The 22,020-nt window shown below is 64.9% G+C and carries 23 protein-coding genes; all 23 read left to right on the top strand.

Annotation, left to right across the window (positions count from 1 at the left end; genetic code table 11):
* The first annotated feature begins 3 nt into the window (after positions 1-3).
* Positions 4-528 carry a flagellar basal body P-ring formation chaperone FlgA gene (flgA, locus tag FJ959_RS24420; protein WP_140632570.1) on the top strand — a complete coding sequence of 175 codons (525 nt, stop codon included), beginning with the start codon at positions 4-6 and terminating at the stop codon, positions 526-528.
* Entirely contained in the window at positions 525-1,766 is a 1,242-nt protein-coding gene (locus FJ959_RS24415) for a flagellar basal body P-ring protein FlgI (protein WP_140522322.1), read from the top strand. Before flgA ends, FJ959_RS24415 begins: the two co-directional genes overlap by 4 nt.
* A 9-nt stretch (positions 1,767-1,775) precedes the next feature.
* Complete coding sequence (locus tag FJ959_RS24410) at positions 1,776-2,348, top strand: MotE family protein (protein WP_140632567.1); 573 nt, start codon at positions 1,776-1,778, stop codon at positions 2,346-2,348.
* Positions 2,345-3,049 (top strand): flagellar basal body L-ring protein FlgH, encoded by a 705-nt coding sequence (flgH, locus tag FJ959_RS24405; protein WP_140632564.1) that lies wholly within the window; start codon positions 2,345-2,347, stop codon positions 3,047-3,049. Before FJ959_RS24410 ends, flgH begins: the two co-directional genes overlap by 4 nt.
* 21 nt (positions 3,050-3,070) lie before the next feature.
* The gene (locus tag FJ959_RS24400; RefSeq protein ID WP_140496219.1) at positions 3,071-3,565 is read left to right on the top strand and encodes a flagellar basal body-associated FliL family protein; all 495 of its coding nucleotides are present in this window, start codon (positions 3,071-3,073) and stop codon (positions 3,563-3,565) included.
* Positions 3,562-4,293 carry a flagellar type III secretion system pore protein FliP gene (gene fliP, locus FJ959_RS24395; RefSeq protein WP_140513640.1) on the top strand — a complete coding sequence of 244 codons (732 nt, stop codon included), beginning with the start codon at positions 3,562-3,564 and terminating at the stop codon, positions 4,291-4,293. The genes FJ959_RS24400 and fliP overlap by 4 nt, the downstream gene beginning before the upstream one ends.
* 214 nt (positions 4,294-4,507) lie before the next feature.
* A complete protein-coding gene (locus tag FJ959_RS24390; protein WP_140632561.1) occupies positions 4,508-5,506 on the top strand; it encodes a flagellin in 999 nt (332 codons plus the stop codon).
* 263 nt (positions 5,507-5,769) lie between these two features.
* Complete coding sequence (locus FJ959_RS24385) at positions 5,770-6,834, top strand: flagellin (protein ID WP_140496222.1); 1,065 nt, start codon at positions 5,770-5,772, stop codon at positions 6,832-6,834.
* Between the two features lie 124 nt (positions 6,835-6,958).
* The gene (gene fliF, locus FJ959_RS24380) at positions 6,959-8,608 is read left to right on the top strand and encodes a flagellar basal-body MS-ring/collar protein FliF (protein ID WP_140496223.1); all 1,650 of its coding nucleotides are present in this window, start codon (positions 6,959-6,961) and stop codon (positions 8,606-8,608) included.
* A 3-nt stretch (positions 8,609-8,611) separates the two neighbouring features.
* The gene (locus tag FJ959_RS24375; RefSeq protein WP_140632558.1) at positions 8,612-9,232 is read left to right on the top strand and encodes a hypothetical protein; all 621 of its coding nucleotides are present in this window, start codon (positions 8,612-8,614) and stop codon (positions 9,230-9,232) included.
* Positions 9,229-10,563 (top strand): MotB family protein, encoded by a 1,335-nt coding sequence (locus FJ959_RS24370; RefSeq protein ID WP_140522326.1) that lies wholly within the window; start codon positions 9,229-9,231, stop codon positions 10,561-10,563. The genes FJ959_RS24375 and FJ959_RS24370 overlap by 4 nt, the downstream gene beginning before the upstream one ends.
* On the top strand, positions 10,560-11,924 hold the full coding sequence (locus tag FJ959_RS24365) for a chemotaxis protein MotC (protein ID WP_140632555.1): 1,365 nt from the start codon (positions 10,560-10,562) through the stop codon (positions 11,922-11,924). Before FJ959_RS24370 ends, FJ959_RS24365 begins: the two co-directional genes overlap by 4 nt.
* Before the next feature lie 365 nt (positions 11,925-12,289).
* Positions 12,290-13,288: a flagellar hook-length control protein FliK gene (locus FJ959_RS24360; RefSeq protein ID WP_246679008.1), complete on the top strand. Its 999-nt coding sequence runs from the start codon at positions 12,290-12,292 to the stop codon at positions 13,286-13,288.
* The gene (locus FJ959_RS24355; protein ID WP_181165242.1) at positions 13,218-13,805 is read left to right on the top strand and encodes a lytic transglycosylase domain-containing protein; all 588 of its coding nucleotides are present in this window, start codon (positions 13,218-13,220) and stop codon (positions 13,803-13,805) included. The genes FJ959_RS24360 and FJ959_RS24355 overlap by 71 nt, the downstream gene beginning before the upstream one ends.
* A 222-nt stretch (positions 13,806-14,027) precedes the next feature.
* Positions 14,028-14,696, top strand: coding sequence for a response regulator transcription factor (locus tag FJ959_RS24350; protein WP_140496228.1), 669 nt, complete (start codon positions 14,028-14,030; stop codon positions 14,694-14,696).
* A 79-nt stretch (positions 14,697-14,775) separates the two neighbouring features.
* The gene (locus FJ959_RS24345; RefSeq protein ID WP_140624290.1) at positions 14,776-16,032 is read left to right on the top strand and encodes a flagellar hook protein FlgE; all 1,257 of its coding nucleotides are present in this window, start codon (positions 14,776-14,778) and stop codon (positions 16,030-16,032) included.
* 28 nt (positions 16,033-16,060) lie between these two features.
* Positions 16,061-17,512 (top strand): flagellar hook-associated protein FlgK, encoded by a 1,452-nt coding sequence (gene flgK, locus FJ959_RS24340; protein WP_140632550.1) that lies wholly within the window; start codon positions 16,061-16,063, stop codon positions 17,510-17,512.
* Positions 17,513-17,515: 3 nt separating this feature from the next.
* Positions 17,516-18,559, top strand: a complete 1,044-nt coding sequence (locus FJ959_RS24335; protein ID WP_140496231.1) for a flagellar hook-associated family protein — start codon at positions 17,516-17,518, stop codon at positions 18,557-18,559.
* Positions 18,560-18,589: 30 nt separating this feature from the next.
* On the top strand, positions 18,590-18,937 hold the full coding sequence (gene flaF / locus FJ959_RS24330) for a flagellar biosynthesis regulator FlaF (protein ID WP_140496232.1): 348 nt from the start codon (positions 18,590-18,592) through the stop codon (positions 18,935-18,937).
* Positions 18,934-19,374: a flagellar biosynthesis repressor FlbT gene (flbT, locus tag FJ959_RS24325; RefSeq protein WP_140496233.1), complete on the top strand. Its 441-nt coding sequence runs from the start codon at positions 18,934-18,936 to the stop codon at positions 19,372-19,374. Before flaF ends, flbT begins: the two co-directional genes overlap by 4 nt.
* On the top strand, positions 19,374-19,781 hold the full coding sequence (gene flgD, locus FJ959_RS24320; RefSeq protein WP_140496234.1) for a flagellar hook assembly protein FlgD: 408 nt from the start codon (positions 19,374-19,376) through the stop codon (positions 19,779-19,781). Before flbT ends, flgD begins: the two co-directional genes overlap by 1 nt.
* A gap of 21 nt (positions 19,782-19,802) precedes the next feature.
* Positions 19,803-20,069 (top strand): flagellar biosynthesis protein FliQ, encoded by a 267-nt coding sequence (gene fliQ / locus FJ959_RS24315; protein ID WP_140496235.1) that lies wholly within the window; start codon positions 19,803-19,805, stop codon positions 20,067-20,069.
* A 272-nt stretch (positions 20,070-20,341) separates the two neighbouring features.
* Complete coding sequence (locus FJ959_RS24310; protein WP_140496236.1) at positions 20,342-21,985, top strand: MFS transporter; 1,644 nt, start codon at positions 20,342-20,344, stop codon at positions 21,983-21,985.
* Positions 21,986-22,020: the final 35 nt, after the last annotated feature.

Raw genomic sequence — 22,020 nt, 5'->3', positions numbered from 1 at the left:
ACAATGGCCGGTCCGGTCTCCTGCTCCGCGTTCCGCCGCACGGCGCTCGTCCTTGCGCTGGTGACCGGCGGCATGCCGGCTTTCGCGCAGGATGCGGCCAACCGGTCGGCAACGCAGATCGCCAGCAGCCAGCCTGCCGGCGAGGTCGTGCTGATCCCAAACCGGGTCATTTATCCCGGCGAGACCATCGAGTTCGCGGCCCTCAAGCAGGTGACTCTCATCCCCGGCAAGCACAAGCCCGACGCGGTGGCGACCCTTGCCGAGGAACTCCAGGGCAAGATCGCCAAGCGCACGCTGCTGCCCGGCCGCTACATCCCCGCCGCCGCCATTCGCGACGCCTGGCTGGTCGAGCAGGGCGCAGCCGTGCAGGTCTTCTTCATCGCCGGCGGATTGACGATATCGGCCACCGCCGTGACCTTGCAGCCAGGCTCGGCCGGCGATCTCATCAAGGTTCGCAACAGCGACAGCGGCAAGATTCTCTCCGGCACGGTGATGGCCGACGGAACCATCCAGGTCAGCGCTTCATGATGCGTCCGCTTGCTCTTCTGCTTGCGGCCGCGCTCGGCCTGCAGCCTGCCTTGGCCGACGGCCTCACGCCCAAGGCCAAGCGCGAACTCGCCGCCAGGAATGGCGGCGTCTATGACGATCCTGAATATGATCCGGCCACCACCACGCGCATGTTCCGCGTCTCGCCCGGGCCAAGCTCGCTGCCGCCGGGCCAAGTCGCCTCGCGCATCAAGGACATCGCGCAGCTGCAGAGTTCGCGCGACAACCAGCTCGTCGGCTACGGCCTGGTCATCGGCCTCGCCGGATCGGGCGACAGCCTGCGCAACTCGCCGTTCACCGAACAGTCGATCCGCGCCATGCTGGAGAATCTCGGCATCGCCACCGAAGGCGGCAGAGCGCGCGCCAAGAACGTCGCCGCCGTCATCGTCACCGCCAACATGCCGCCCTACGTACAGTCGGGCGCGCGCATCGACATCGATGTCTCCTCGATGGGCGACGCCACCTCGCTCGCAGGCGGCACGCTGATCATGACGCCGCTGAAGGCGGCGGACGGTGAGATTTATGCTGTCGGCCAGGGCGCGGTCATCGTTTCGGGCTTCACCGCCCAGGGCCAGGCCGAGCAGTTGACGCAAGGCGTCCCGACCGCGGGCCGCGTGCCGAACGGCGCCATCATCGAGCGTGCCGTGAAGGCCGAGTTCGATGACCAGCCGATACTGACGCTGCAGCTGCGCAATCCCGATTTCTCGACCGCCATTCGCATCGCCGACGCGATCAATGACTACACCAGCCAGCGCTTCGGCATGCGCGTGGCGGCCGAGCGCGATTCCCGCACCGTGCAGATCAGACGGCCGAAAAGCGTCTCGGCGGCCCGCTTCTACGCTGAGATCGAGAACCTGGTGGTCGAATCCGATACGCCGGCCCGCGTCGTCATCGATGAGCGCACCGGCACCATAGTCATCGGCAACGACGTCAAGATCTCGCGCGTGGCCATCAGCCACGGCACGCTGACGGTGCGCATCACCGAAGCGCCGCGCGTCGTGCAGCCCGAACCCTTCTCCAAGGGCGAAACCGCCGTCGAGCCGTTTACCGCCATCGACGCCAGCCGGCCCGACGCGCGCGTCGCCGTGCTCGACGGCCCCGACCTGCAAACCCTTGTTTCCGGCCTCAACCGCCTCGGCGTGAAGCCCGACGGCATCATTGCCATCCTGCAAGGCATCAAGTCGGCCGGCGCTCTGCAAGCCGATCTGGTTCTCCAATAGGCGATGCCGATGATCTCCTCCCTCTCATTCCATCAAGGATGCCGCCCCGCCGCGATCCTGTTCGCGGCCTGCGCTCTGGCGGCCTTTTCCAGCGGCGTGCATGCCGAGGAAGCCGTCCGCCAGGTCCTGCCGGGGGCGCCGCCCGCACCCGCGCCGCAGCTGTTGGCCCGGGAGAAGGCTCCCGACCAAAGCGAGATCGAGCGCTTCTGCTCCAACATAGCCGACGCCGCCCGCGACCGCCGCTACGTGTTGCAGGCGGAGGAGTTGAAACAGCTCCAGGCCGGCATCGACCAACGCATGAAGGCACTGGACGAAAAGCGGGCCGAATACGAGACCTGGCTGAAGCGGCGCGAGGTGTTCCTGGCCCGGGCCGAGGACGGCGTCGTCAAGATCTATGCCGGTATGAAGCCCGACGCGGCGGCCGAGCGCCTGGCCATCGTCAATGCCGATCTCGCCGCGGCCATCCTGATGAAGCTCGATTCGCGCAAGGCCGGCGTCATCCTCAACGAAATGGACCAGAAGGCGGCGGCGACGCTCACCGGCATCATGGCCAGCGCAGCCCGAAGGGTAGATCCGTCATGATCCGCAGAACGCTCGTCCTGTGCGCGGTCGCAGCTTTGTCCGGCTGCGGCACCAATCTCAAGGAGATCGGCAGGGAGCCTTCACTGTCGCCGGTCGGTTCCGGCATCGGCAATGAAGGAGCTTCGCCCTACAGCTATCCCGAGCCGCCTGCGGCGCCGGTCAAGAAATTCTCGCTGTGGGACGATCGCCAGAGCCGGCTGTTCACCGATCCCAGGGCGTTGCGCGAAGGCGACATTCTCACCGTCAGGATCAAGCTCAACGACAAGGCCAACTTCAAGAACCAGAACGACAGGAGCCGCACCGCCTCGCGCAAGCTGGGTTACGACGTCACGCTCGGATGGGAAGACAAGAGCACGAGCGGCAAGGGCGACGCCGGCCTGAGCTCCAGCACCGAAACCAATGCGGACGGCGAGATCAAGCGCTCGGAGAACCTGGAGCTCAACGTTGCTGCCGTCGTCACCGAAGTCCTGCCCAATGGCAATTTGATGATCAGGGGCTCGCAGGAAGTGCGTGTCAATTATGAGCTCAGGGTGCTCACCATCGCCGGCATGGTGCGCCCGTCGGATATCGGCGCGGAGAACACCATCTCCTACGAACGCATCGCCGAGGCGCGCATCTCCTATGGCGGCCGCGGCCGCGTCAGCGAGGTCCAGCAGCCGGCCTACGGCCAGCAGATCCTCGACCAGGTTCTTCCGTTCTAGGGCATTGGAGACCGCAGCACCGTGGCCAGCGTCGAACAGGTTCCGTCTCGCAAGGGTCCTTCCCTTGCCGTCCAGGGCGCCATGCTGCTCCTGGTGACGGCTGCCGCCATCGGCATGGGCTGGCTGTCCGGCGGCTATCTCAAGGGTGTGGGGGCACCGGCATCGGTACCCGTCGCGCCGGAAAACGAGGGCAAGGTACCCAAGCCCGCCGACGCGCAAGAGCCCGGCACGGGACCGTCACTCGTCGCGCTGGCGCCGATCACCACCAACATCGCCTCGCCCGCCGAGACCTGGATCAGGATGGAAGTGTCGGTGGTCTACGACGCGCCGCAGCCGCCGGCAATGTCGGATGAGATCCATCAGGATCTTCTGGCCTTCGTGCGCACCCTGAAGATGCACCAGATAGAAGGAGCCAGCGGCTATCAGCACCTGAAGGCCGATATCGAGGAGCGCGCCTCGATCCGCAGCCAGGGGCATGCCAAGCAGGTACTCATCAGGACGTTGCTGCTCGAATGAAGAAATTTCTTCTTGCCGCGGCGCTGCTCGGCGCCGCCACATCGATCGCGACGGCCCAGCAACTGGACCTCGGCGGCATCGGCAAGGCCGACGGCACCACCGTTGGCTACATCATCCAGATGTTCGGCCTGCTCACCGTGCTTTCGGTGGCGCCGGGCCTGCTGATCATGGTGACAAGCTTCACCCGTTTCGTCATCGCCTTCTCGATCCTGCGCGCCGGCATCGGCCTGCAGTCGACGCCGGCGAACCTTATCCTCATTTCGCTGTCGCTGTTCATGACCTTCTATGTCATGGCGCCGACCTTCGACCAGGCCTGGAATACCGGCGTCAAGCCGCTGATGGACAACCAGATCAGCCAAACCGAGGCTTTCGAGAAGATTTCCGATCCCTTCCGCACCTTCATGCTGCACAATGTGCGCGACAAGGACTTCGACCTGTTCGCCGACCTCGCGCGCGAACGCGGCCAGACCGTTGCGAAGGAAACCGTCGACCTGCGCATCCTGGTGCCCGCCTTCATGATCTCCGAGATCAGGCGCGGCTTCGAGATCGGCTTCCTGATCGTGCTGCCGTTCCTGGTCATCGACCTGATCGTCGCCACCATCACCATGGCGATGGGCATGATGATGCTGCCGCCGACGGTGGTGTCGCTGCCGTTCAAGATCCTGTTCTTCGTGCTGATCGACGGCTGGAACCTGCTTGTCGGCAGCCTGGTGCGCTCCTTCAACTGATCGCGCCCGGCGCCGAACCGCGCCCTCCCGTTTTTTTCGACAATATTTTTCGATTAACCGTCCGGTTTAGTCCTTTGGTAGGGACTTGCCGCCATATTCCCCGCAGATGGCGGGTGATCGGGTCTCAGACAGATCATTGGCATGATGCCGCTCCGTCATACCGGCCAATCCGGTATGTCAAAAAACACCTGTAAAAAGTAAGGTACGAGTAGACATGGCCAGTATCATGACCAATGCCTCGGCGCTGACCGCGCTGCAGAGCTTGAACGCCACCAACAAGAACCTCGAAACCACCCAGGCCCGCATCTCGACGGGCTATCGCGTTTCCCAGGCTTCGGACAACGCCGCTTACTGGTCGATCGCCACCACGATGCGTTCCGACAACCAGCAGATGTCGACCGTTTCGGACGCGCTCGGCCTCGGCGCCTCGAAGGTCGATACCGCTTACACCGGCATGAACAGCGCGATCGACACCATCAACCAGATCAAGACCAAGCTGACCGCCTCTTACGGCCAGACGGATGCCGACAAGGAAAAGACCCAGACCGAAATCGCCGCCCTTCAGAAGCAGCTGAAGGCCTATGCCGACGGCGCCAGCTTCTCCGGCACCAACATGCTGTCCGTGGACAGCGGCACGGGCACGTCCGTGGCGGACATCAAGATCGTTTCGGCCTTCAACCGTGACGCTTCCGGCGCGGTATCGATCTCGACGATCGACGTCAACGTGGAAAGCACCAAGCTGTACGAGGCGGGTACCACGGCCGGCACCGCGAAGGGCATCCTCGACGCCGCGCGTCTGGGCACCGACGGCAGCGTCACCGCCACGGCGGCTACTCCGGCTGCTGGTGCTGCCGTTGCGGCCGGCGACACCTATTCGGTCGCCAGCCTGAAGATCTTCGACTCCGCAACGGGCAAAGGCTTCAGCGACGACCAAATCTCGGGGATGATGAACGTCGTCGACGCCGCGCTCAAGGACATGACGAACGCCGCCACCACGCTCGGCGCCGCCAAGAGCAGCATCGACCTGCAGAAGACCTTCACGCAGAGCCTGATGGACTCCATCGACCGCGGCGTTGGCCAGCTCGTCGATGCCGACATGAACAAGGAATCGACCCGCCTCCAGGCCCTGCAGGTTCAGCAGCAGCTCGGCATCCAGGCGCTGTCGATCGCCAACGGTTCGTCGCAGTCGATCCTGTCGCTCTTCCGCGGCTGATCGCCTTCACCATCCACGAACAACACCAAGATATCGGGCCGCGCCAAAAGCGCGGCCCGATTGCGTTTGCTCCAGCCCCGCGCAATCCTCGTTCCTTAACTGTCGAAAGCTGACTTTTAACAGGGCGTTAACCATATCGCGCTAGCTATGGTTAACCAATAGCTTACGACAGGTTGTCGAATCGGCCCGACCGGCACGATCGCAGCCGATGGGCAGGCCGACCAGGCCTGTGGGCATGCCGGCTTAGAGAAGGAGCGAGTTTCTTGGCGAGCATCATGACGAACGCTGCGGCGTTGACTGCACTTCAAAGCCTCAACGCCACCAACAAGTCGCTCGAGCAGACACAGGCCCGCGTCTCGACGGGCTATCGCGTCTCCGAAGCCTCCGACAACGCCGCCTACTGGTCGATCGCCACCACCATGCGCTCCGACAACCAGGCGCTCTCGACCGTGCAGGATGCGCTCGGCCTCGGCGCCTCGAAGGTCGACACCGCCTATACCGGCATGAACAATGTGCTGGACACGATCGGCAAGATCAAAACCAAGCTGCTTTCGACCGTCGGCCAGACAGATGCCGCCAAGGCAAAGACGCAGACCGAAATCACGGCGCTTCAGGCGCAGATGAAATCCTTTGCCGACGCCGCCACCTTCTCCGGTTCGAATTTCCTGTCGGTGATCTCCAAGCAGGTGTCGGCCGCCAATGACGGCGTCCAGCCCGACTCCAAGATCGTGTCCTCGTTCAACCGCACCTCGTCCGGCGCCGTCCAACTCGGGACGATTGACATCGATGTCGAGAGCACCAAGCTTTTCGATTCCGGTCTCGCCGGCGAGGTCAAGAACCAGGGCATTCTCGACCGCAAGACATCGGTCTATTCGACCGCGGCCGCGCAGACCCTGTATGACACCGCCTATGCGGCATCGATCGCGGGTGGATCAACGGATATCGCAGCCAACACCGCCGGCCAGACCGCGGCGGGGGCGGTTGCCAAGGTCGACAATATTTCCGCCTACAATCTCGACATCACTGCGGCGGGCGTGACCGACGACATCATCACCCAGATGATCACCAAGATCGACAACGTCATGAGCCAGCTGACCGATTCCGCCACCATCCTCGGTTCGGCCAAGAGCAGCATCGACCTGCAGAAGACCTTCACGCAGAGCCTGATGGACTCCATCGACCGCGGTGTCGGCCAGCTCGTCGATGCCGACATGAACAAGGAATCGACCCGCCTTCAGGCGCTCCAGGTGCAGCAGCAGCTCGGCATCCAGTCGCTGTCGATCGCCAACAGTTCCTCGCAGTCGATCCTGTCGCTGTTCAAGAGCTGACCGCCCACTCGACGTCTTCACCTCAAGGTTGACGGGCCGCGCGCCGAGCGCGGCCCGATTTCATTTTCGCACAAGCTTCGAGGGCTAGTGTTCCAGCGGACAGTCATGCTGGGAGTAGTCGACCGTGCCGGAACAGATCCAGAGCATCATCGCGAATCTCCGCGGGTTTGGCGTGAAGCGCCTGGCCATGCTGGCGGGCATCGCCGCATTGGTGATGAGCGTCATCGGTGTCGCTTCCGTCTATCTCAACCGTCCGGCCTACGACACGCTCTATGTCGGGCTCGACCGCGCCGACGTGAACCAGATCGGCCTCGTGCTGGGCGAGGCCGGCATCGGCTTCGACGTCGGCTCCGACGGAACCTCGGTCCTGGTCCCGGCCGGCACCACCGCGCAGGCCCGCATGCTGCTTGCCGAAAAGGGCCTGCCGACCAGCGCCAATGCCGGCTATGAACTGTTCGACAATGTCGGCTCGCTCGGCCTGACCTCCTTCATGCAGCAGATCACGCGTGTGCGCGCGCTGGAGGGCGAAATATCGCGCACCATCCAGTCGATCGCGGGCGTCAAGGCTGCGCGCGTCCATATCGTTATGTCCGAGCGTGCCAATTTCCGCCGCGACGAGCAGCAGCCCTCCGCGTCGGTCGTCATCCGCTACGCCGGCATCGACGCCGAGAAAAGCGCCATGTCGATCCGCCATCTCGTCGCCGCCGCCGTTCCCGGCCTGTCGGCCGACAAGGTGACGGTGCTCGATTCCAACGGCAATCTGCTGGCGGCGGGAGATGATCCCTCCAACACAAGTGCCGCCCGCACGCTGGGCGTCGAGCAGACCGTCGAGGCGCAGATCGGTGACAACATCCGGCGCGCCCTCACCCCGTATCTTGGCCCGGACAATTTCCGCGCCAGCGTCAAGGCCGACGTCAACACCGATACCCGCCAAACCGAGGAGACGATCTTCGATCCGGAGTCGCGCGTCGAGCGTTCGGTGCAGTCGGTGCGTGCCAACGAGAACAACAACCAGAAGCAGGCCTCCACCCCGGCCAGCGTCGAGCAGAACCTGCCCGAGACCCAGACGACCGCCACCGAGGGTCCGCAATCCTCCTCGCAGAACGACCGCAGGGAAGAGATCACCAACTACGAGATCAACTCCAAGAAGATCGCCACCGTCTCCAACGGCTACAGCGTCACCAAGATGTCCATCGCCGTGGTCGTCAACCAGGATCGGCTGAAGGCGATCCTGGGCAAGGACGCCACGCCCGAACAGATCGCCAAGCGCGTCGCCGACATCCAGAAGATGGTGACCTCTGCCACCGGCTTCGACGACAAGCGCGGCGATGTCATCGACGTCTCGGCGGTCGAGTTCATCGACGGGCTCGACGGCGAGGCGGTCCCGCAAGCCGGAATGCTCGATTCCGTCGGCCAGCATGCCGGCACGCTGATCAATGCCGGCGCCTTCATCGTCGTGGTGTTCCTGGTGGCCTTCTTCGGCCTGCGCCCGATGGCGGCGGCTCTGACAGCAAAGGCGACGCCGGCCATAGCCGGTCCCAATTTCGACGAGGTCCAGCGCTCGCTGCCGACGCCAGAGGGCACGGCTTCCGCCGAAGCCGGCTCGGCCGTCGGCGCCTTGCCGGGCGTGCGGGCCGGCTCCACGCCGCTCGACGACCTGCGCCAGAAGATCAGGCCCGCGCCGCAGGAGCGGCTTGCCCGCATGGTCGACCTCAACGAGGAGCGCACAGCGCAGATCCTGCGCAAATGGGCGGCCCAGGAAGTCGCGGTGTAGTCCATGCCTTCCCTAGCCCTTTTCGATCTCCTGCCGGATTTCGGCACGCGCCCGCAACGTGTCAGCCAGCCGAAGGCCGCCGCCGAGCACGAGCCGGAAGCAGCCGCGCCGCAAGCCGATATCGGCACGCTGATCGCCGAAGCGGTCGCCCAGGCGGAGGCGGCGCTTGGCGAGCGGCTTGCGGCTGCCCACGAAGCAGCGATGGACGCTGAACGCCGGGCGAATGCCGAGGAAGCGAAGGCCTTTCTCGAGAGCTTCGGCGGCGATGTCGGCGAGGCGGTCTCGCTGCGCATTGATGCCATGGAGGCGCGCGTGACGGACCTCGTCGCCGCCACGGTCGCCCGCATCATCGGCGGCATCGTCAGTGATGACCTGCAAAAGCGCTCGCTTGAAGCGCTTGCCGGTGCGGTCCGCGAGGCGGTCGGCGATGGCGAAGCGGTGCGCATAGTCGTTCGCGGCCCGCTTTCCCTTTTCGAAGCGCTGAAGGCATCGCTCGGAGCGCGCGCCGCCAATCTCGACTTCATCGAAGCTCCCGGCTTCGATCTCACGGTCTCCATCGACGAAGCGGTGTTCGAGACGCGCATGGCCGAATGGTCGGCAACGCTCTCCCAGGTGTTGGCATGAGCGTCGCCGATGCCGATCAGGCCAGGCACGAGATCATCATCGTGCGTCGTGGCCATGACGACCACGAGGAGGGCCATCACGGTGGCGTCTGGAAGATCGCCTTCGCCGACTTCATGACGGCCATGATGTGCTTCTTCCTAGTCATGTGGCTGATCAACGCCGCCAACGAACAGACCAAGGCGGCGGTCGCCAGCTATTTCAATCCGGTCAAGCTGGTCGACCGCACGTCGAGCCGCAAGGGCCTGGAGGATCTCGGCGACGGTCCGCGCGCCATCGGGCTGACCGCCGACAATCCGGAAGAGGCGGCCACCAAGGCCGGACAGGATGGAGCCGGCGGCGCGGGTTCATCCGATCCCAAAAAGGAAAAGCAGGAGCCGCAGCAGTCCGAGCAGTCCGACGAACACCTGTTCGCCGATCCCTACGCGGTGCTTTCGGAAATCGCCACCAACACCGGCATCATGCAGAACGTCAGCCAGAAGGGCGATGGCGGCGCGCAGAGTGCCGGCCCGGCAACGGGCGCTTCCGGCGGCGCCTCCTATCGCGATCCGTTCGAGCCTGATTTCTGGTCTCAGCAGGTGGCCTCGCCGGGCGCCGAGGCCAGCGCGCAGCGCGCCAGGATCGAAGGTGATCCGGTGAAGCCCGGCGACAAGGCCGCCGAGGCGCAGGTCGCCAAGGTCAAGGCCGTGCCGCCTGCGCCGCCGGTCATCGCGGCGCCGCTTGAACCTCTGGCAAAGGACGGCAAGGCCACAACGGCAATCGCCGAGGCGGGTGATGCGAAAGCCGGCGCCGCCGGGCCCGCGGACGCCAAGGTTGCCGCCGCCCAGGAGGCGGCCAAGCCCGATGCCGGCGAAAAGAAGCCGGGCGCGGCCGCGCTTAAGGCTGCGGCCGATGTCAGGCAGCAGCTGGCCGAGGCCTTCAAACCTGGCGACAAGTTGCACGACGGCGTCTCGGTCGAAGCCACCGACAAGGGCGTCCTCATCTCGATCACCGACCAGCTTGACTTCGGCATGTTCGAGGTCGGCTCCGCGATGCCGCGCCGTGAGCTGGTGCTCGCGATGGAAAAGATCGGCCGCATCGTCAACAGCCAGAAGGGCACGATCAGCATCAACGGCCACACCGACGCGCGGCCGTTCCGCAGCGCCGGCTACGACAATTGGCGGCTGTCGACGGCGCGCGCGCATTCGGCGTACTACATGCTGGTGCGCGGCGGCGTCGACGAGCGCCGCATCACCGAAGTCGCCGGCTTCGCCGACCGCCAGCCGAAGGACCCCGCCGATCCGCTGTCGGCGGTGAACCGCCGCATCGAGATACTGATGGCGACCGGCGGATGAAGCGGGCGGTCTTCACCAGCCGCTTGATGGGCCTTTTGCTGTTGGCCGGCCAGCCTACGGCCGCCCTCGCCCAGGATTCGTTGCAGCCCTATCAGCTGGTGCGCTCGCTGCAGCTTATTCAAGACCGTATCGCCGTCGGCGACCACGCCGCGCTGCCGATGCAGTCCAAGCTGCTGGAGATGATCGATACGCGCTTGCGCGAGGCGGACAAGGACGATTTCAGGGATCCGAAGAATTTTCGCGCGCTGCTGGTCTACGGCATGAGCGGCGGCAACCCGGTGACCGTCGAGGCGGCCGTGTCGCGCGCCACCGCCGATGCGCGGGACCTAGCCCTTGCCAGGGGCGTCATCGATTACCTGAACGGCCGCCCCGGCGAGGCCATCGAAGCCTTGAAGCCGGTCGATCCGATGGCGGAGCCCAGCGACCTCGCCGCCTTCCTTGCCCTGGTCAAGGGTTCGCTGCTCGCCAGCGACCACCCGGCCGCGGCGCTGGTGCTGCTCGACGAGGCGAAATTGCTCGGCCCCGGGACACTGGTCGAGGAGGCGGCATTGCGCCGCTCGGTCGGCATTGCGGTCGCGCAGCGCGACGCGGCGCGCTTTGCGCTTGCCTCCACACAATATGTCGAGCGCTATCTCTATTCGCCCTATGCCAGCCAGTTCGCCGACTCCTTCGTCTCGGGCGTGATTGAGCTGCACATGTCGATCAGCCAGGACAAATTGGCCGATATCACCTCAATGATGGATCCCGAGCGCGAGAAGGTCATTTATCTGCGCATCGCCCGCCGCGCCGCGATCGACGGCCTGAACGAACTGTCCGCCTTCGCCTCGGCGCGGGCCGAGCAAGGCCGCGACGGCAACACCAATCAGGGCGATCCGCGCGCCCTGCTCTACTCAAGCCTGTCCACCGTGACATCGGGTACCATCGAGGAGGTGCGCGCCAAGCTGAGCAAGATCGACCGCAGCCGGTTATCGGACGGCGACCGCGCGCTGCTCGACGCCGCCGAGGCCATCGCCGGCGAAGTGGTGGCGCCGCCCGCTTCCCTCCCGACCGCCAGCCCGGCACCTGCAGAGGTCATACCATCGCACGAGCCCGAGCCTGCCGCCGCGCAGTCCACCGACGCCGCCGGATTGCCGCCCGTCGAGGGTGCTGTCTCCGAACAGCCGGCCGTCGCGCCATCCGGCGACACAGTGGCAGCTGCGCCGAACCCGCCGGCTTCGGGCGATGCGGCAACTGTCCTGCCGGCATCGGCGCCGGCGGCCGCGGCCAGCACCGACACGTCAGACCCGACCGATGCCGCGATGGTCAAAACCCGTCGACAGCTCGACCTGATCGACCAGATGCTTGGAGCCGCTCCGAAATGACCCCCAGCCTCGGTCCGGCGCTGCCGGGAATCACCACCGCGCGCACGACGGCGGAACAGCCGGCGGCGACCGGAAAGAATGACGACACGGGTTTCGGCAAGATGCTGGACGACAAGGCCGGCCCGGCCCACCCGGACAAGCATCCGGCAGCCGGGGCCGAATCGCGCGATGAGCGCTGGAGCAGGCTTGCCGCCGCTCCTGCCGGGCAGAAGGACGAGCCACTGCCGGCTGGCAAGGCAAGGATCCCATCCAGCGGAATGCTGGCCGCGAAAGCAGCCAGGGACGACAAGACCGCCGAGACGGACAAGGACGCCGATGGCGCAGCGGCCGAGACAGGTACGACGCCGCTCGAGGACCATCTGCCGTTGCTGATCGCGTTCCATGACCTGCGCCATTTCTCGACATCGGCCAGACCGGCCGATACGAGCGAAACCGGACAGGAACCGGCGCTCGACGGGCAGTTCCTGCCGAAGGCCTACCGGCCGAAATCCGCCGCCGGGCATGATGACCTCGAACCGATGTCGAAGCCCGAGCGGACATCGCTCGTCGATGGGGCGCTGACCAAGCTCGATGGCCAGACCGTCAACGACGCCGCCGGCACGCCAAAACGCGATAATACGATCGCGGCCGGGCCGCTGCCCCAGACGGCGCCGGCCGAAGTGCCGGGCGTGGATCCGAAGCACGCGGCACCGCAGCTGAGGTCCATCACCGATGTTCAGTCCTCGTTGCGGTCCGAGCCCGGAAAACAACCTTCGGCGGCAGGACGCATCGACGTGGTTTCCGAGCGCAGCTTCCCTGCCCCGCCGCAGGCGCCGATGAGCCAGGCCGCCCTCAATGTGATCGGCGCCATAACAGCCGATGGCGGCCCGAAAACGACGCTTTCGACACACTCCGCAACTGCGCAACTGACAGGCCCTGTTGCCGCCGCGACACATGTGTTGAAGATCGAACTTCATCCGGCCGAGCTTGGCATGGTCACCGCCAATCTTCGCCTCTCCGGAGAACAACTTTCGATTGAGTTGAAGCCTCAAACACATGACGCCTACCACCGGCTGTCCTCTGATAGCGATGCCATTGTCAAGTCCCTGCGCGGACTCGGCTTCGAGGTTGACAAGGTCACGATACTACAACCTTCGGTAGCGGTCCCCGCAACGACCCGCACTGATGCGACCGCATCCTTGCAGACGGCGGCGGGCCGCGACCAGTCGTCCTTTCAACCCGGGAATTCCGGCGGCGGCAACAGCGGCGCCGGCGGCCAGCAACCGGGCCAGCAATCCGCCGGAAGACACAATGATGACGCGCAAGCACACGGCCGCCCCGCTTCGCCTTCTCGCGAGCGCGCTGGCGGCGATATCTTTATCTAGTCTTGCGAGCGCCGCCGCTGCCGCCGCCAATGCTTGCGAACCGGAGATCCTGCGCGCCGCCGACCACTATGGCGTGCCGGCCGGCATCCTCTATGCCGTCGGCTTGACCGAGACCGGCAAGAAGGGAAGCTTGCAGCCCAACGCATTGAATATAGAAGGAAAAGCAGTCTTCCCGACAAGCCGCGCCGAAGCTCTTGCCACCTTCGCCAATGCCCGACGCGAGGGCAAGACGCTGATCGATCTCGGCTGCATGCAAATCAATCACCACTACCACGGCGCGCATTTCCGCAGCGTCGAGGACATGCTAGATCCGCGTCAGAACGTCGACTATGCGGCGCGTTTCCTGGCCAGCCTTCATGCCCGTCACGTGACCTGGTCGATGGCCGTCGCCCGCTATCACGCGGGGCCCGACAACGACCCGGCGCAGAAGGTCTATGTCTGCCGCGTGATATCAAACATGGTGGCCACCGGCTTCGGCAAATGGACCGGCAACGCCCGCACGTTCTGCAACCCATGAGTGTATTGTTGCATCTCATGCAATCGGTCGCAAAGTCTCGGCGTTGCGCTTCGACTTGGCCGGGACTTGGAGCACGAAGCATATCTCACCCCACGCTAATGCAACCGATGCGATTCCGGACTCCCAAGAAACTAGTTACAAGAAATGACGGTTGTTCAGGATTCCTGCCAGCGGATACGGCTTTCCCCACGGGGCAGATGAGCTGATTCGGAGGCGGGGCCGATGATCGTTATCGTTGACGAGCGAGAGCTCGTGACAGACGGATACAATTCACTTTTTGACCGCGAGGGCATCGCCTGCGCGGGCTTCGCTTCCGGCGAATTCGGCGAGTGGGTGAACTCGGCCGCCGATGCCGATCTGCGCTCGGTCCGGGCCTTCCTCATCGGCGACTGCCGCGAAGGCGCGATCTCTCCGCGCCAGATCCGCGACCGCACCGGAGCCCCGGTGATTGCTCTCAGCGAGCAGCATTCGCTGGAGAACACGTTGCGGCTGTTCGAGAGCGGTGTCGATGACGTCATCCGCAAGCCGGTCCATATCCGCGAGATCCTGGCTCGCATAACAGCCATCCGCCGCCGCGCCAACGAAGATGCCGCCTTTACCGAAATCGGCGCCATGCGCATCTTCATGGATGGCCGCGACCCTGAAATCAATGGCCAGCCGCTTCCCTTGCCGCGCCGTGAGCGCCGCATTCTCGAATATCTGGCAAGCAATCGCGGCCGCCGCGTCACCAAGACCCAAGTATTCAACGCCATCTACGGCATCTTCGACGAAGAGGTCGAGGAGAACGTGGTGGAAAGCCACATCAGCAAGCTGCGCAAGAAGCTGCGCGAGAAGCTGGGCACCGATCCGATCGATTCCAAGCGCTTCCTCGGCTACCGGCTGGTGTTCTGATGCACCGCCGCGCCAGCCTCGCGCAAGACAGGACGCGTAGCCTCGCTGCCAGTGGCATGGACATTGCGGAGACATTTCGATGAGCCTCTACGGGATGATGCGGACCGGCGTTTCCGGCATGAACGCGCAGGCCAACCGTCTGTCGACGACAGCCGACAACATCGCCAATTCCGATACCACCGGCTACAAGCGGTCCTCCGCCGAATTTTCAACGCTGGTCATGCCCTCGACGGGCGGCGCCTATAATTCCGGCGGCATCACCACCACGATCCGGCAGGCGGTCAGCGATCCCGGCGTGCTCCAATACACTACCTCTGTCTCCGATCTTGCCGTCAGCGGCGACGGCTTCTTTGTCGTCCAGGACCCGAGCGGCACGCCTTTCCTGACCCGCGCCGGCGCCTTCGTTCCCGATGGGCAGGGCAGGCTGGTCAACTCGGCCGGCTTCCAGCTGATGGCCTACAGCTACGAAAATGGCGTGCCGGCGGCGACGGTGAACGGTTTTGAAGGATTGGTCCCGGTCGTCATCTCCGACCAGGGAATGACCGCGACCCCGAGCACCGAGGGTCTCTACAGCGGCAATCTGCCCGCAGGCGCGACGCCAGTCGCGGCCGGCAACCTGCCCACCACCAATGCCGCAGGCGCGCAGTACACCTCGAAATCCTCGATGGTCGCCTATGACAATCTCGGCAACAAGAAGCTGCTCGACGTCTATTTCACCAACACCGGCGCCGGCACCTGGCAGGTGTCGGTCTTCGACCAGTCGAAGGCGACCGCTGGAACGTCATTCCCCTACGCCGGCGGCGCACTGGGCTCGGCCAACCTGACGTTCGACACGACCACGGGCAAGCTCACCGGCGCCGTCGACAGCGTCTCGCTCACCGTGCCCAACGGCAGCGCCTTTTCGCTCGATCTGTCGGCATTGACCCAGCTCGGCACCGGCTTCACGGTTTCGGACGCCCAGGTCAACGGCAACGCGCCGAGCACCATCGACAAGGTGCAGATCAGCAAGGACGGCACCATCTACGCCCAGTACAAGGACGGCTCCACCAAACCGCTCTACAAGATCCCGCTGGCCGATGTGCAGAGTCCCGACCAGCTCACCGCGCTGCCCGGCAATGTATACTCGCAGGGCACCGAATCCGGCGCGGTCCGCGTCGGCTTTGCCAATGAAGGCAAGCTCGGCTCCATCATCTCCGGCGCGCTCGAGAATTCGAACGTCGATATCGCCGAGGAACTGACCAACATGATCGCGGCGCAACGCAGCTACACCGCCAATTCGAAAGTCTTCCAGACGGGTTCCGACCTGATGGACGTCCTTGTCAACCTGAAGAGATAAAACCGGGCAACGCCCGTGAAAGACCCGCATGTCGCTTTCCACCGCATTGAGCATCGCCCAATCGGCGCTTATGAACACCGCTCGGCAGACCAGCGTTGTCTCGCGCAACGTCGCCGACGCTTCCAATCCGGACTATACGCGCCGTATCGCCGTCGTCACCAGCACGGCGCCGGGCGCGCGCTCGGTTGACATCCAGCGCGTAGCCAACGACCTGCTCTTCCGCCAGAATCTCAGCGCCCTGTCGGCATACAGCGGCCAGAACGCGCTCTATAGCGGCCTGGATCAGCTGGATGTTTCGGTCAATGGCGTCGACAATGCGTCCTCTCCCTCGACCGCGATCGGCAATTTGCAGCAGGCGCTGCAGCTCTATGCCACCTCGCCGTCCAACCAGAATCTCGGCTCCAGCGTTATCGACGCGGCCAAGCAGGTCGTGCGCTCCCTGAACGAAGGCTCTAGGGCCATTCAGGACTTTCGCACCCAGACCGACGGCCAGATCGCCACCGCGGTAGACGATCTCAACTCGCTGCTCAGCCAGTTCCAGGATGCCAACAAGGCTGTCATATCAGGCACGCGCTCCGGCACCGACGTTTCCGATGCGCTGGACCAGCGCGACGCGCTTTTGAAGAAGATCTCGGACTATGTTCCGGTTTCGACCTTCACGCGCGGCGACAATGACATGGTCATCACCACGGGTGACGGCACGACGCTGTTCGAAACCATCCCGCGCACGGTCAGCTTCGCCCCGTCCTCCGGCTACAGCGCCGGTACCGTCGGCAACGCACTCTACATCGATAACGTGCCGATCTCGGCGGGAACCGGCGGCAACACCAGCGCCAGCGGCGAGCTTGCCGGTTTGCTGCAATTGCGCGATGGCGTAGCCTCGACCATGCAGAGCCAGCTCGACGAGACCGCGCGCGGCCTGATCACGGCCTTCGCCGAGACCGCGCCGTCAATGCCCAACGCCGCCGGGCTGTTCACCTGGTCGGGCGCGCCGGCGGTGCCGGCCGCTGGCACGCTGGTCAATGGCCTTGCCGGCACGATCAGCGTCAATGCCGCCATGGATCCAAGTGTCGGCGGCAATCCGGCACTGCTGCGCGACGGCGGCGCCAACGGCGCGGCCTATGTCGTCAACACTGGCGGCGCCTCTTATTCCAGCCTTCTGGTCGCCTATGGCGACCGGCTCGATCAGCCGATGACATTCGACCCCGCCGCCGGGATTTCGGCGACGTCGAGCGTTGCCGATTATGCCGCCAATTCGATCGGTTGGCTCCAGAGCGTGCGCCAGCAGGCTTCGACCGCAGCCGACGCCAAGCAAGCCCTGGCATCGCGCAGCGCCGAGGCGCTGTCCAACGCGACCGGCGTCAATGTCGACCAGGAAATGTCGCTGCTTCTCGATCTCGAACACACCTATCAGGCATCGGCCCGAATGATGAAAACCGTCGACGACATGTTGGCGGCTCTGCTCAGCGCGGTGGGATAATCCATGACCTCAGTCTCTTCGGCCGCTCTCTCGAACGCCATGCGCTATCAGCAGATGCGCATGCAGGCCGAGCTCGTCAAAGCCACGAAGGAGTCCTCCACCGGCAGGGTCGCCGATGTCGGCCTGGCACTGGGCGGACGCACCGCCCAGTCCGTAACCTTCTCGCGCGATCTCGACCGGCTCAATGTCATTATCGATTCCAACGGCCTGGTGGCCGCCCGGCTCTCCTCGACGCAGACCTCGCTCGGCCAGCTCTCCAGCGTCGCGCAGACCTTGCTGTCGAGCCTGACCACCTCAACGTCGGGCGATTCTTCCGCCAACCTCACCCAGTCGGCCGGCAAGACGGCCGTCCAGCAGCTCGCCTCGATCCTCAACACCAGCGTCAACGGCGAGTATCTGTTTGCCGGCACCAACACCGACGTCAAGCCGATCAACGATTTCACAGCGGCCGGATCACCCGCCAAGGCTGCCTTCGACGCCTCCTTTGTCGCCAATTTCGGTTTCACGCCGGATGACCCCGCCGCGGCAAACATCACCGCGGCCCAGATGGACGATTTCATCACCAACGACGTCGAGCCGCAGTTCTTCGGTTCGGGCTGGCAGGCCAACTGGTCGAACGCCACCGACCAGCAGATCGTCAGCCGCATCGCGCTCAACGAAACCACCGCGACCTCGACCAGCGCCAACAGCGACGGCATCAAGAAGCTCGCCATGGCGGCGGCCATGGTCTCCAGCCTGATGTCGACCAACATCAGCCAGGCGGCGAAGGACACCATCGTCGGCCGCTCGCAGTCGCTGGTCGGCGAAGCGCTGAGCGGCATCGGCCAGGTTCAGTCCGAAACCGGCATCGTCCAGAAGCGCGTGTCCGACGCCGTCGACCGCATGAAGACGCAGGTCGACCTGTTCGAGCGCCACATTCTCGATCTTGAAGCGGTCGACCCGGCCGAAGCCGCGACCCGCGTCGCCGACCTGACGCAGCACATCGAGACCTCCTTCGCATTGACGGCGCGGCTCCAGCAGCTCAGCCTGTTGAATTACCTGACCTGACAACTCTGAACCGGAACGGTAGAGCCAACGATGTACCAATTCTCCTACGCCGACATCCAGAGCACCTCTGTCGCCGACGCGAAGGACCGTGAACGGGAGCTGCTGACCCGCTCGATCGACATGCTGGCGGCGGCCGCCGCCCTTGGCCCCGCTTCGATGGAGGCAGTGGAGGCGCTGCATTTCACCAACCGCGTCTGGACCGCCTTTGTCGAGGATCTCGGCTCCAACGACAACGCGCTTCCCAAGGAACTGCGCGCCAACCTGATTTCGATCGGCCTTTGGCTGCTGCGCGAGGCGGAAGACATCCGCCAGGGCCGCACCCAGAATTTCGAGGGACTGATCGAGGTATCCCAGATCATCCGCGACGGCATTCAATGACCAACACGCTGAAGATATCGCTGAAGCCGAACGAGAAGATCTACATCAACGGTGCGGTCATCCGCGTCGACCGCAAGGTCACCGTCGAATTGATGAACGACGTGCAGTTCCTGCTCGAAAGCCATGTGATCCAGGCCGATGACGCCTCGACGCCGCTCAAGCAGCTGTATTTCATCCTCCAGGTGATGCTGATGAACCCGGCCGGCGCCGGCGAGGCGCGCGAAATGTTCCGCCGCTCCCTGCCGCTGCTGCTTGCAAGTTTCGAGGACGCCGAGATCGGCAGTGCGCTGAAACAGATCGACCGCATGGTCGGCGAGGACCACATCTACGAGGCGCTAAAGGCGATCCGGTCGCTCTATCCGCTCGAACGCCGCGCGCTGGGCGGCAATGACGACGTTCCGGGCGCCTCGCGTCCGCTGGCTGTGGGAGCACGCTGATGACCGTGGACATGACGACGACGATACCGGTTGGCGCCAATCAGGCCAGCCAGCAGACCTCCAAGACCGCTGTCGACTACCAGTCCTTCCTGAAGCTTCTGATCGCCGAGATGAAGAACCAGGATCCGACCAAGCCGATGGATTCGACACAGTACGTCGCCCAGCTCGCCACCTTCTCGCAGGTCGAGCAGTCTGTGCAGACCAATACCAAGCTGGACCAGATCATGCAGTCCTCGGCGCTGTCGCAGGCCGATGCGCTGATCGGGCGCTCGATAACGTCCGCCGACGGCAACACGACGGGCACCGTCGCGTCCGTGCGCCTTGCCAGCAGCGGCCTCATCGCCGTGCTGGGCAACGGCACCGAGATCGCGGTCGGCCCCGGCGTCTCGGTCAAGGCGGCAAGCTGACGGCTCCGGCGGGCCGATCCCATGAACGAGGCCGACGCACTCGACATCGTCCAGTACGCGGTGTGGACGGTGCTGACCGCATCCGCCCCGGTGGTGCTGGTCGCCATGGCGGTGGGTATCGGCATCGCCTTGATCCAGGCCCTGACACAGGTCCAGGAGATCACCTTGACCTTCGTGCCGAAGATCGTCGCCATCATGCTCGTGGCGGCACTGACCGGTCCCTTCATCGGCAGCCAGATATCGGCCTTCACCAACGTCGTCTTCGAGCGCATTGAAAACGGGTTCTAGCTGCTTGCGGCGAGCCCGCCCGTTCTGTCCCGACGACTTACCGGCAGCAGCCCGGCCCTCGCCGACGGCGGATCGTGTACGGCATAGGCTGCATCCGCGGCGCGGCATCGAAGCAAAGCCGCACGGCTGCGTGGTCCTCCTCTATCCCCTTGTTGGACCATGATCTTTTTTTCGAGACGGTCGCTCTTTGCGGCACGATGCCATAGTTTCGGCAAACCATCCGGGGAAACGGATCACCGCAACGATCGGCAAGCCATGGCAGGGCCTTTCCTATGATTGACGAAAAGCCGGAGAGCGAGAGCGTTTCAGCGCTGGCGCCGTTCCGGCACGGCATCTTCCGCGCCGTGTGGTCGGCCAGCCTCGTGTCGAATTTCGGCGGCCTCATCCAGGGCGTCGGCGCCGCCTGGATGATGACCACGATCGCCACCTCGCCCTATCAGGTCGCGCTGGTGCAGGCCTCGACCACCTTGCCGATCATGCTGTTCGCGCTCGTCGCCGGCGCCATCGCCGACAGCTTCGACCGGCGCAAGGTTATGCTGGTCGCCCAGACCTTCATGCTGGTCGTCTCGGTGCTTCTGACCCTGTTCACCTATTCCGGCTTGATGACGCCGTGGACGCTGCTTGCCTTCACCTTCCTGATCGACAGCGGCACGGCACTGAACAGCCCGTCCTGGCAAGCCTCCGTCGGCGACATCGTGCCCCGCAACAAAGTGCCGGCCGCCGTCGCGTTGAACTCGATGGGCTTCAACCTGACCCGCAGCGTCGGTCCGGCGATCGGCGGCATCATCGTCGCCGCAGCCGGGGCGGCGGCCGCCTTCGCGGCCAACGCGGTGAGCTATATCGGTCTCATCGTCGTGCTGGCGCGCTGGAAGCCGCAGGTTCAGCCATCGACGCTGCCGCGCGAATCGCTTGGCGCGGCCATGGGCGCAGGCCTGCGCTATGTCGCCATGTCGCCCAATATCGGCAAGGTGCTGGTCAGGGGCTCCGCCTTCGGCTTCAGCGCCGGCGCGGTGCTGGCGCTCCTGCCGCTGGTGGCACGCGACGTCGTCAAGGGCGACGCCCTGACCTACGGCATCATGCTGGGCGCCTTCGGCATCGGCGCGGTCGGCGGCGCGCTGATCAGCGTGCGGCTGCGCCAGCTTTTGTCCAGCGAGACCATGGTGCGCTCGGCCTTCGCCGGCTTCGCCGTCTGCGCCTTCAATGCCGCCGTCAGCCACGACGCCTGGCTGACATCGCTCGGCCTGCTGGTCGGCGGCGCGTGCTGGGTGATCGCGCTTTCGCACTTCAACGTCACCGTGCAGATGGCAACGCCGCGCTGGGTCGTCGGCCGGGTGCTGTCGGTCTATCAGACCGCGACCTTCGGCGGCATCGCGCTCGGCAGCTGGATCTGGGGCATCGTCGCCGACGCGCATGGCGCCGGGACAGCGCTGATTGCGGCGGCCATCGCCATGCTGGCTGGCGGCGCCATCGGCCTCGTGCTGCCGCTGCCGCAGCAGCAGGTGCTGAACCTCGATCCGCTCAACCGTTTCAAGGAGCCGCACCTCGCGCTCGACCTGAAACCGCGCAGCGGCCCCATCGCCATCATGATCGAATACATCATCCGCGACGAGGACGTGCCGGAGTTCCTGGCCACCATGGCCGAGCGCGGCCGCATCCGCCGTCGCGACGGTGCCCGCAACTGGACGCTGGCGCGCGATCTCGAAAATCCGGCGATCTGGATCGAGCACTACCACACGCCGACCTGGCTCGAATATGTCAGGCACAATGGCCGCATCACCCAAGCCGACGCCATGGTCGGCGAGCGCCTGCGGGCACTGCACAGCGGCGACGAGCCGCCGCGGGTGCGCCGCGTGATCGAGCGCCCGACAACCGCGGGCACGGCGCTGGTCATGGCAAAGGGGCCGATCGAGCATTAGGAGTGCAGGAAAGCGCGAAGACGTTTTCGTCCGGG

Source organism: Mesorhizobium sp. B2-2-4 (assembly GCF_006442375.1).
In the GTDB taxonomy this organism is placed as follows: domain Bacteria; phylum Pseudomonadota; class Alphaproteobacteria; order Rhizobiales; family Rhizobiaceae; genus Mesorhizobium.
The sequence above is the reverse complement of the archived record's forward strand: the minus strand, read 5'-3'. Positions and strand labels throughout refer to the sequence as shown.

What these genes read in the sequence shown, in the direction of transcription:
- FJ959_RS24415 (WP_140522322.1), top strand. Translation starts at nt 525, where the DNA reads ATGATGCGTCCGCTTGCTCTTCTGCTTGCGGCCGCGCTCGGCCTGCAG.
- FJ959_RS24410 (WP_140632567.1), top strand. Translation starts at nt 1,776, where the DNA reads ATGATCTCCTCCCTCTCATTCCATCAAGGATGCCGCCCCGCCGCGATC.
- flaF (WP_140496232.1), top strand. Translation starts at nt 18,590, where the DNA reads ATGTACCAATTCTCCTACGCCGACATCCAGAGCACCTCTGTCGCCGAC.
- flgD (WP_140496234.1), top strand. Translation starts at nt 19,374, where the DNA reads ATGACCGTGGACATGACGACGACGATACCGGTTGGCGCCAATCAGGCC.
- FJ959_RS24355 (WP_181165242.1), top strand. Translation starts at nt 13,218, where the DNA reads ATGACGCGCAAGCACACGGCCGCCCCGCTTCGCCTTCTCGCGAGCGCG.
- FJ959_RS24310 (WP_140496236.1), top strand. Translation starts at nt 20,342, where the DNA reads ATGATTGACGAAAAGCCGGAGAGCGAGAGCGTTTCAGCGCTGGCGCCG.
- flgK (WP_140632550.1), top strand. Translation starts at nt 16,061, where the DNA reads ATGTCGCTTTCCACCGCATTGAGCATCGCCCAATCGGCGCTTATGAAC.
- FJ959_RS24335 (WP_140496231.1), top strand. Translation starts at nt 17,516, where the DNA reads ATGACCTCAGTCTCTTCGGCCGCTCTCTCGAACGCCATGCGCTATCAG.
- FJ959_RS24390 (WP_140632561.1), top strand. Translation starts at nt 4,508, where the DNA reads ATGGCCAGTATCATGACCAATGCCTCGGCGCTGACCGCGCTGCAGAGC.
- FJ959_RS24350 (WP_140496228.1), top strand. Translation starts at nt 14,028, where the DNA reads ATGATCGTTATCGTTGACGAGCGAGAGCTCGTGACAGACGGATACAAT.
- FJ959_RS24370 (WP_140522326.1), top strand. Translation starts at nt 9,229, where the DNA reads ATGAGCGTCGCCGATGCCGATCAGGCCAGGCACGAGATCATCATCGTG.
- flgA (WP_140632570.1), top strand. Translation starts at nt 4, where the DNA reads ATGGCCGGTCCGGTCTCCTGCTCCGCGTTCCGCCGCACGGCGCTCGTC.
- flgH (WP_140632564.1), top strand. Translation starts at nt 2,345, where the DNA reads ATGATCCGCAGAACGCTCGTCCTGTGCGCGGTCGCAGCTTTGTCCGGC.
- FJ959_RS24365 (WP_140632555.1), top strand. Translation starts at nt 10,560, where the DNA reads ATGAAGCGGGCGGTCTTCACCAGCCGCTTGATGGGCCTTTTGCTGTTG.
- fliQ (WP_140496235.1), top strand. Translation starts at nt 19,803, where the DNA reads ATGAACGAGGCCGACGCACTCGACATCGTCCAGTACGCGGTGTGGACG.
- FJ959_RS24375 (WP_140632558.1), top strand. Translation starts at nt 8,612, where the DNA reads ATGCCTTCCCTAGCCCTTTTCGATCTCCTGCCGGATTTCGGCACGCGC.
- fliP (WP_140513640.1), top strand. Translation starts at nt 3,562, where the DNA reads ATGAAGAAATTTCTTCTTGCCGCGGCGCTGCTCGGCGCCGCCACATCG.
- flbT (WP_140496233.1), top strand. Translation starts at nt 18,934, where the DNA reads ATGACCAACACGCTGAAGATATCGCTGAAGCCGAACGAGAAGATCTAC.
- FJ959_RS24345 (WP_140624290.1), top strand. Translation starts at nt 14,776, where the DNA reads ATGAGCCTCTACGGGATGATGCGGACCGGCGTTTCCGGCATGAACGCG.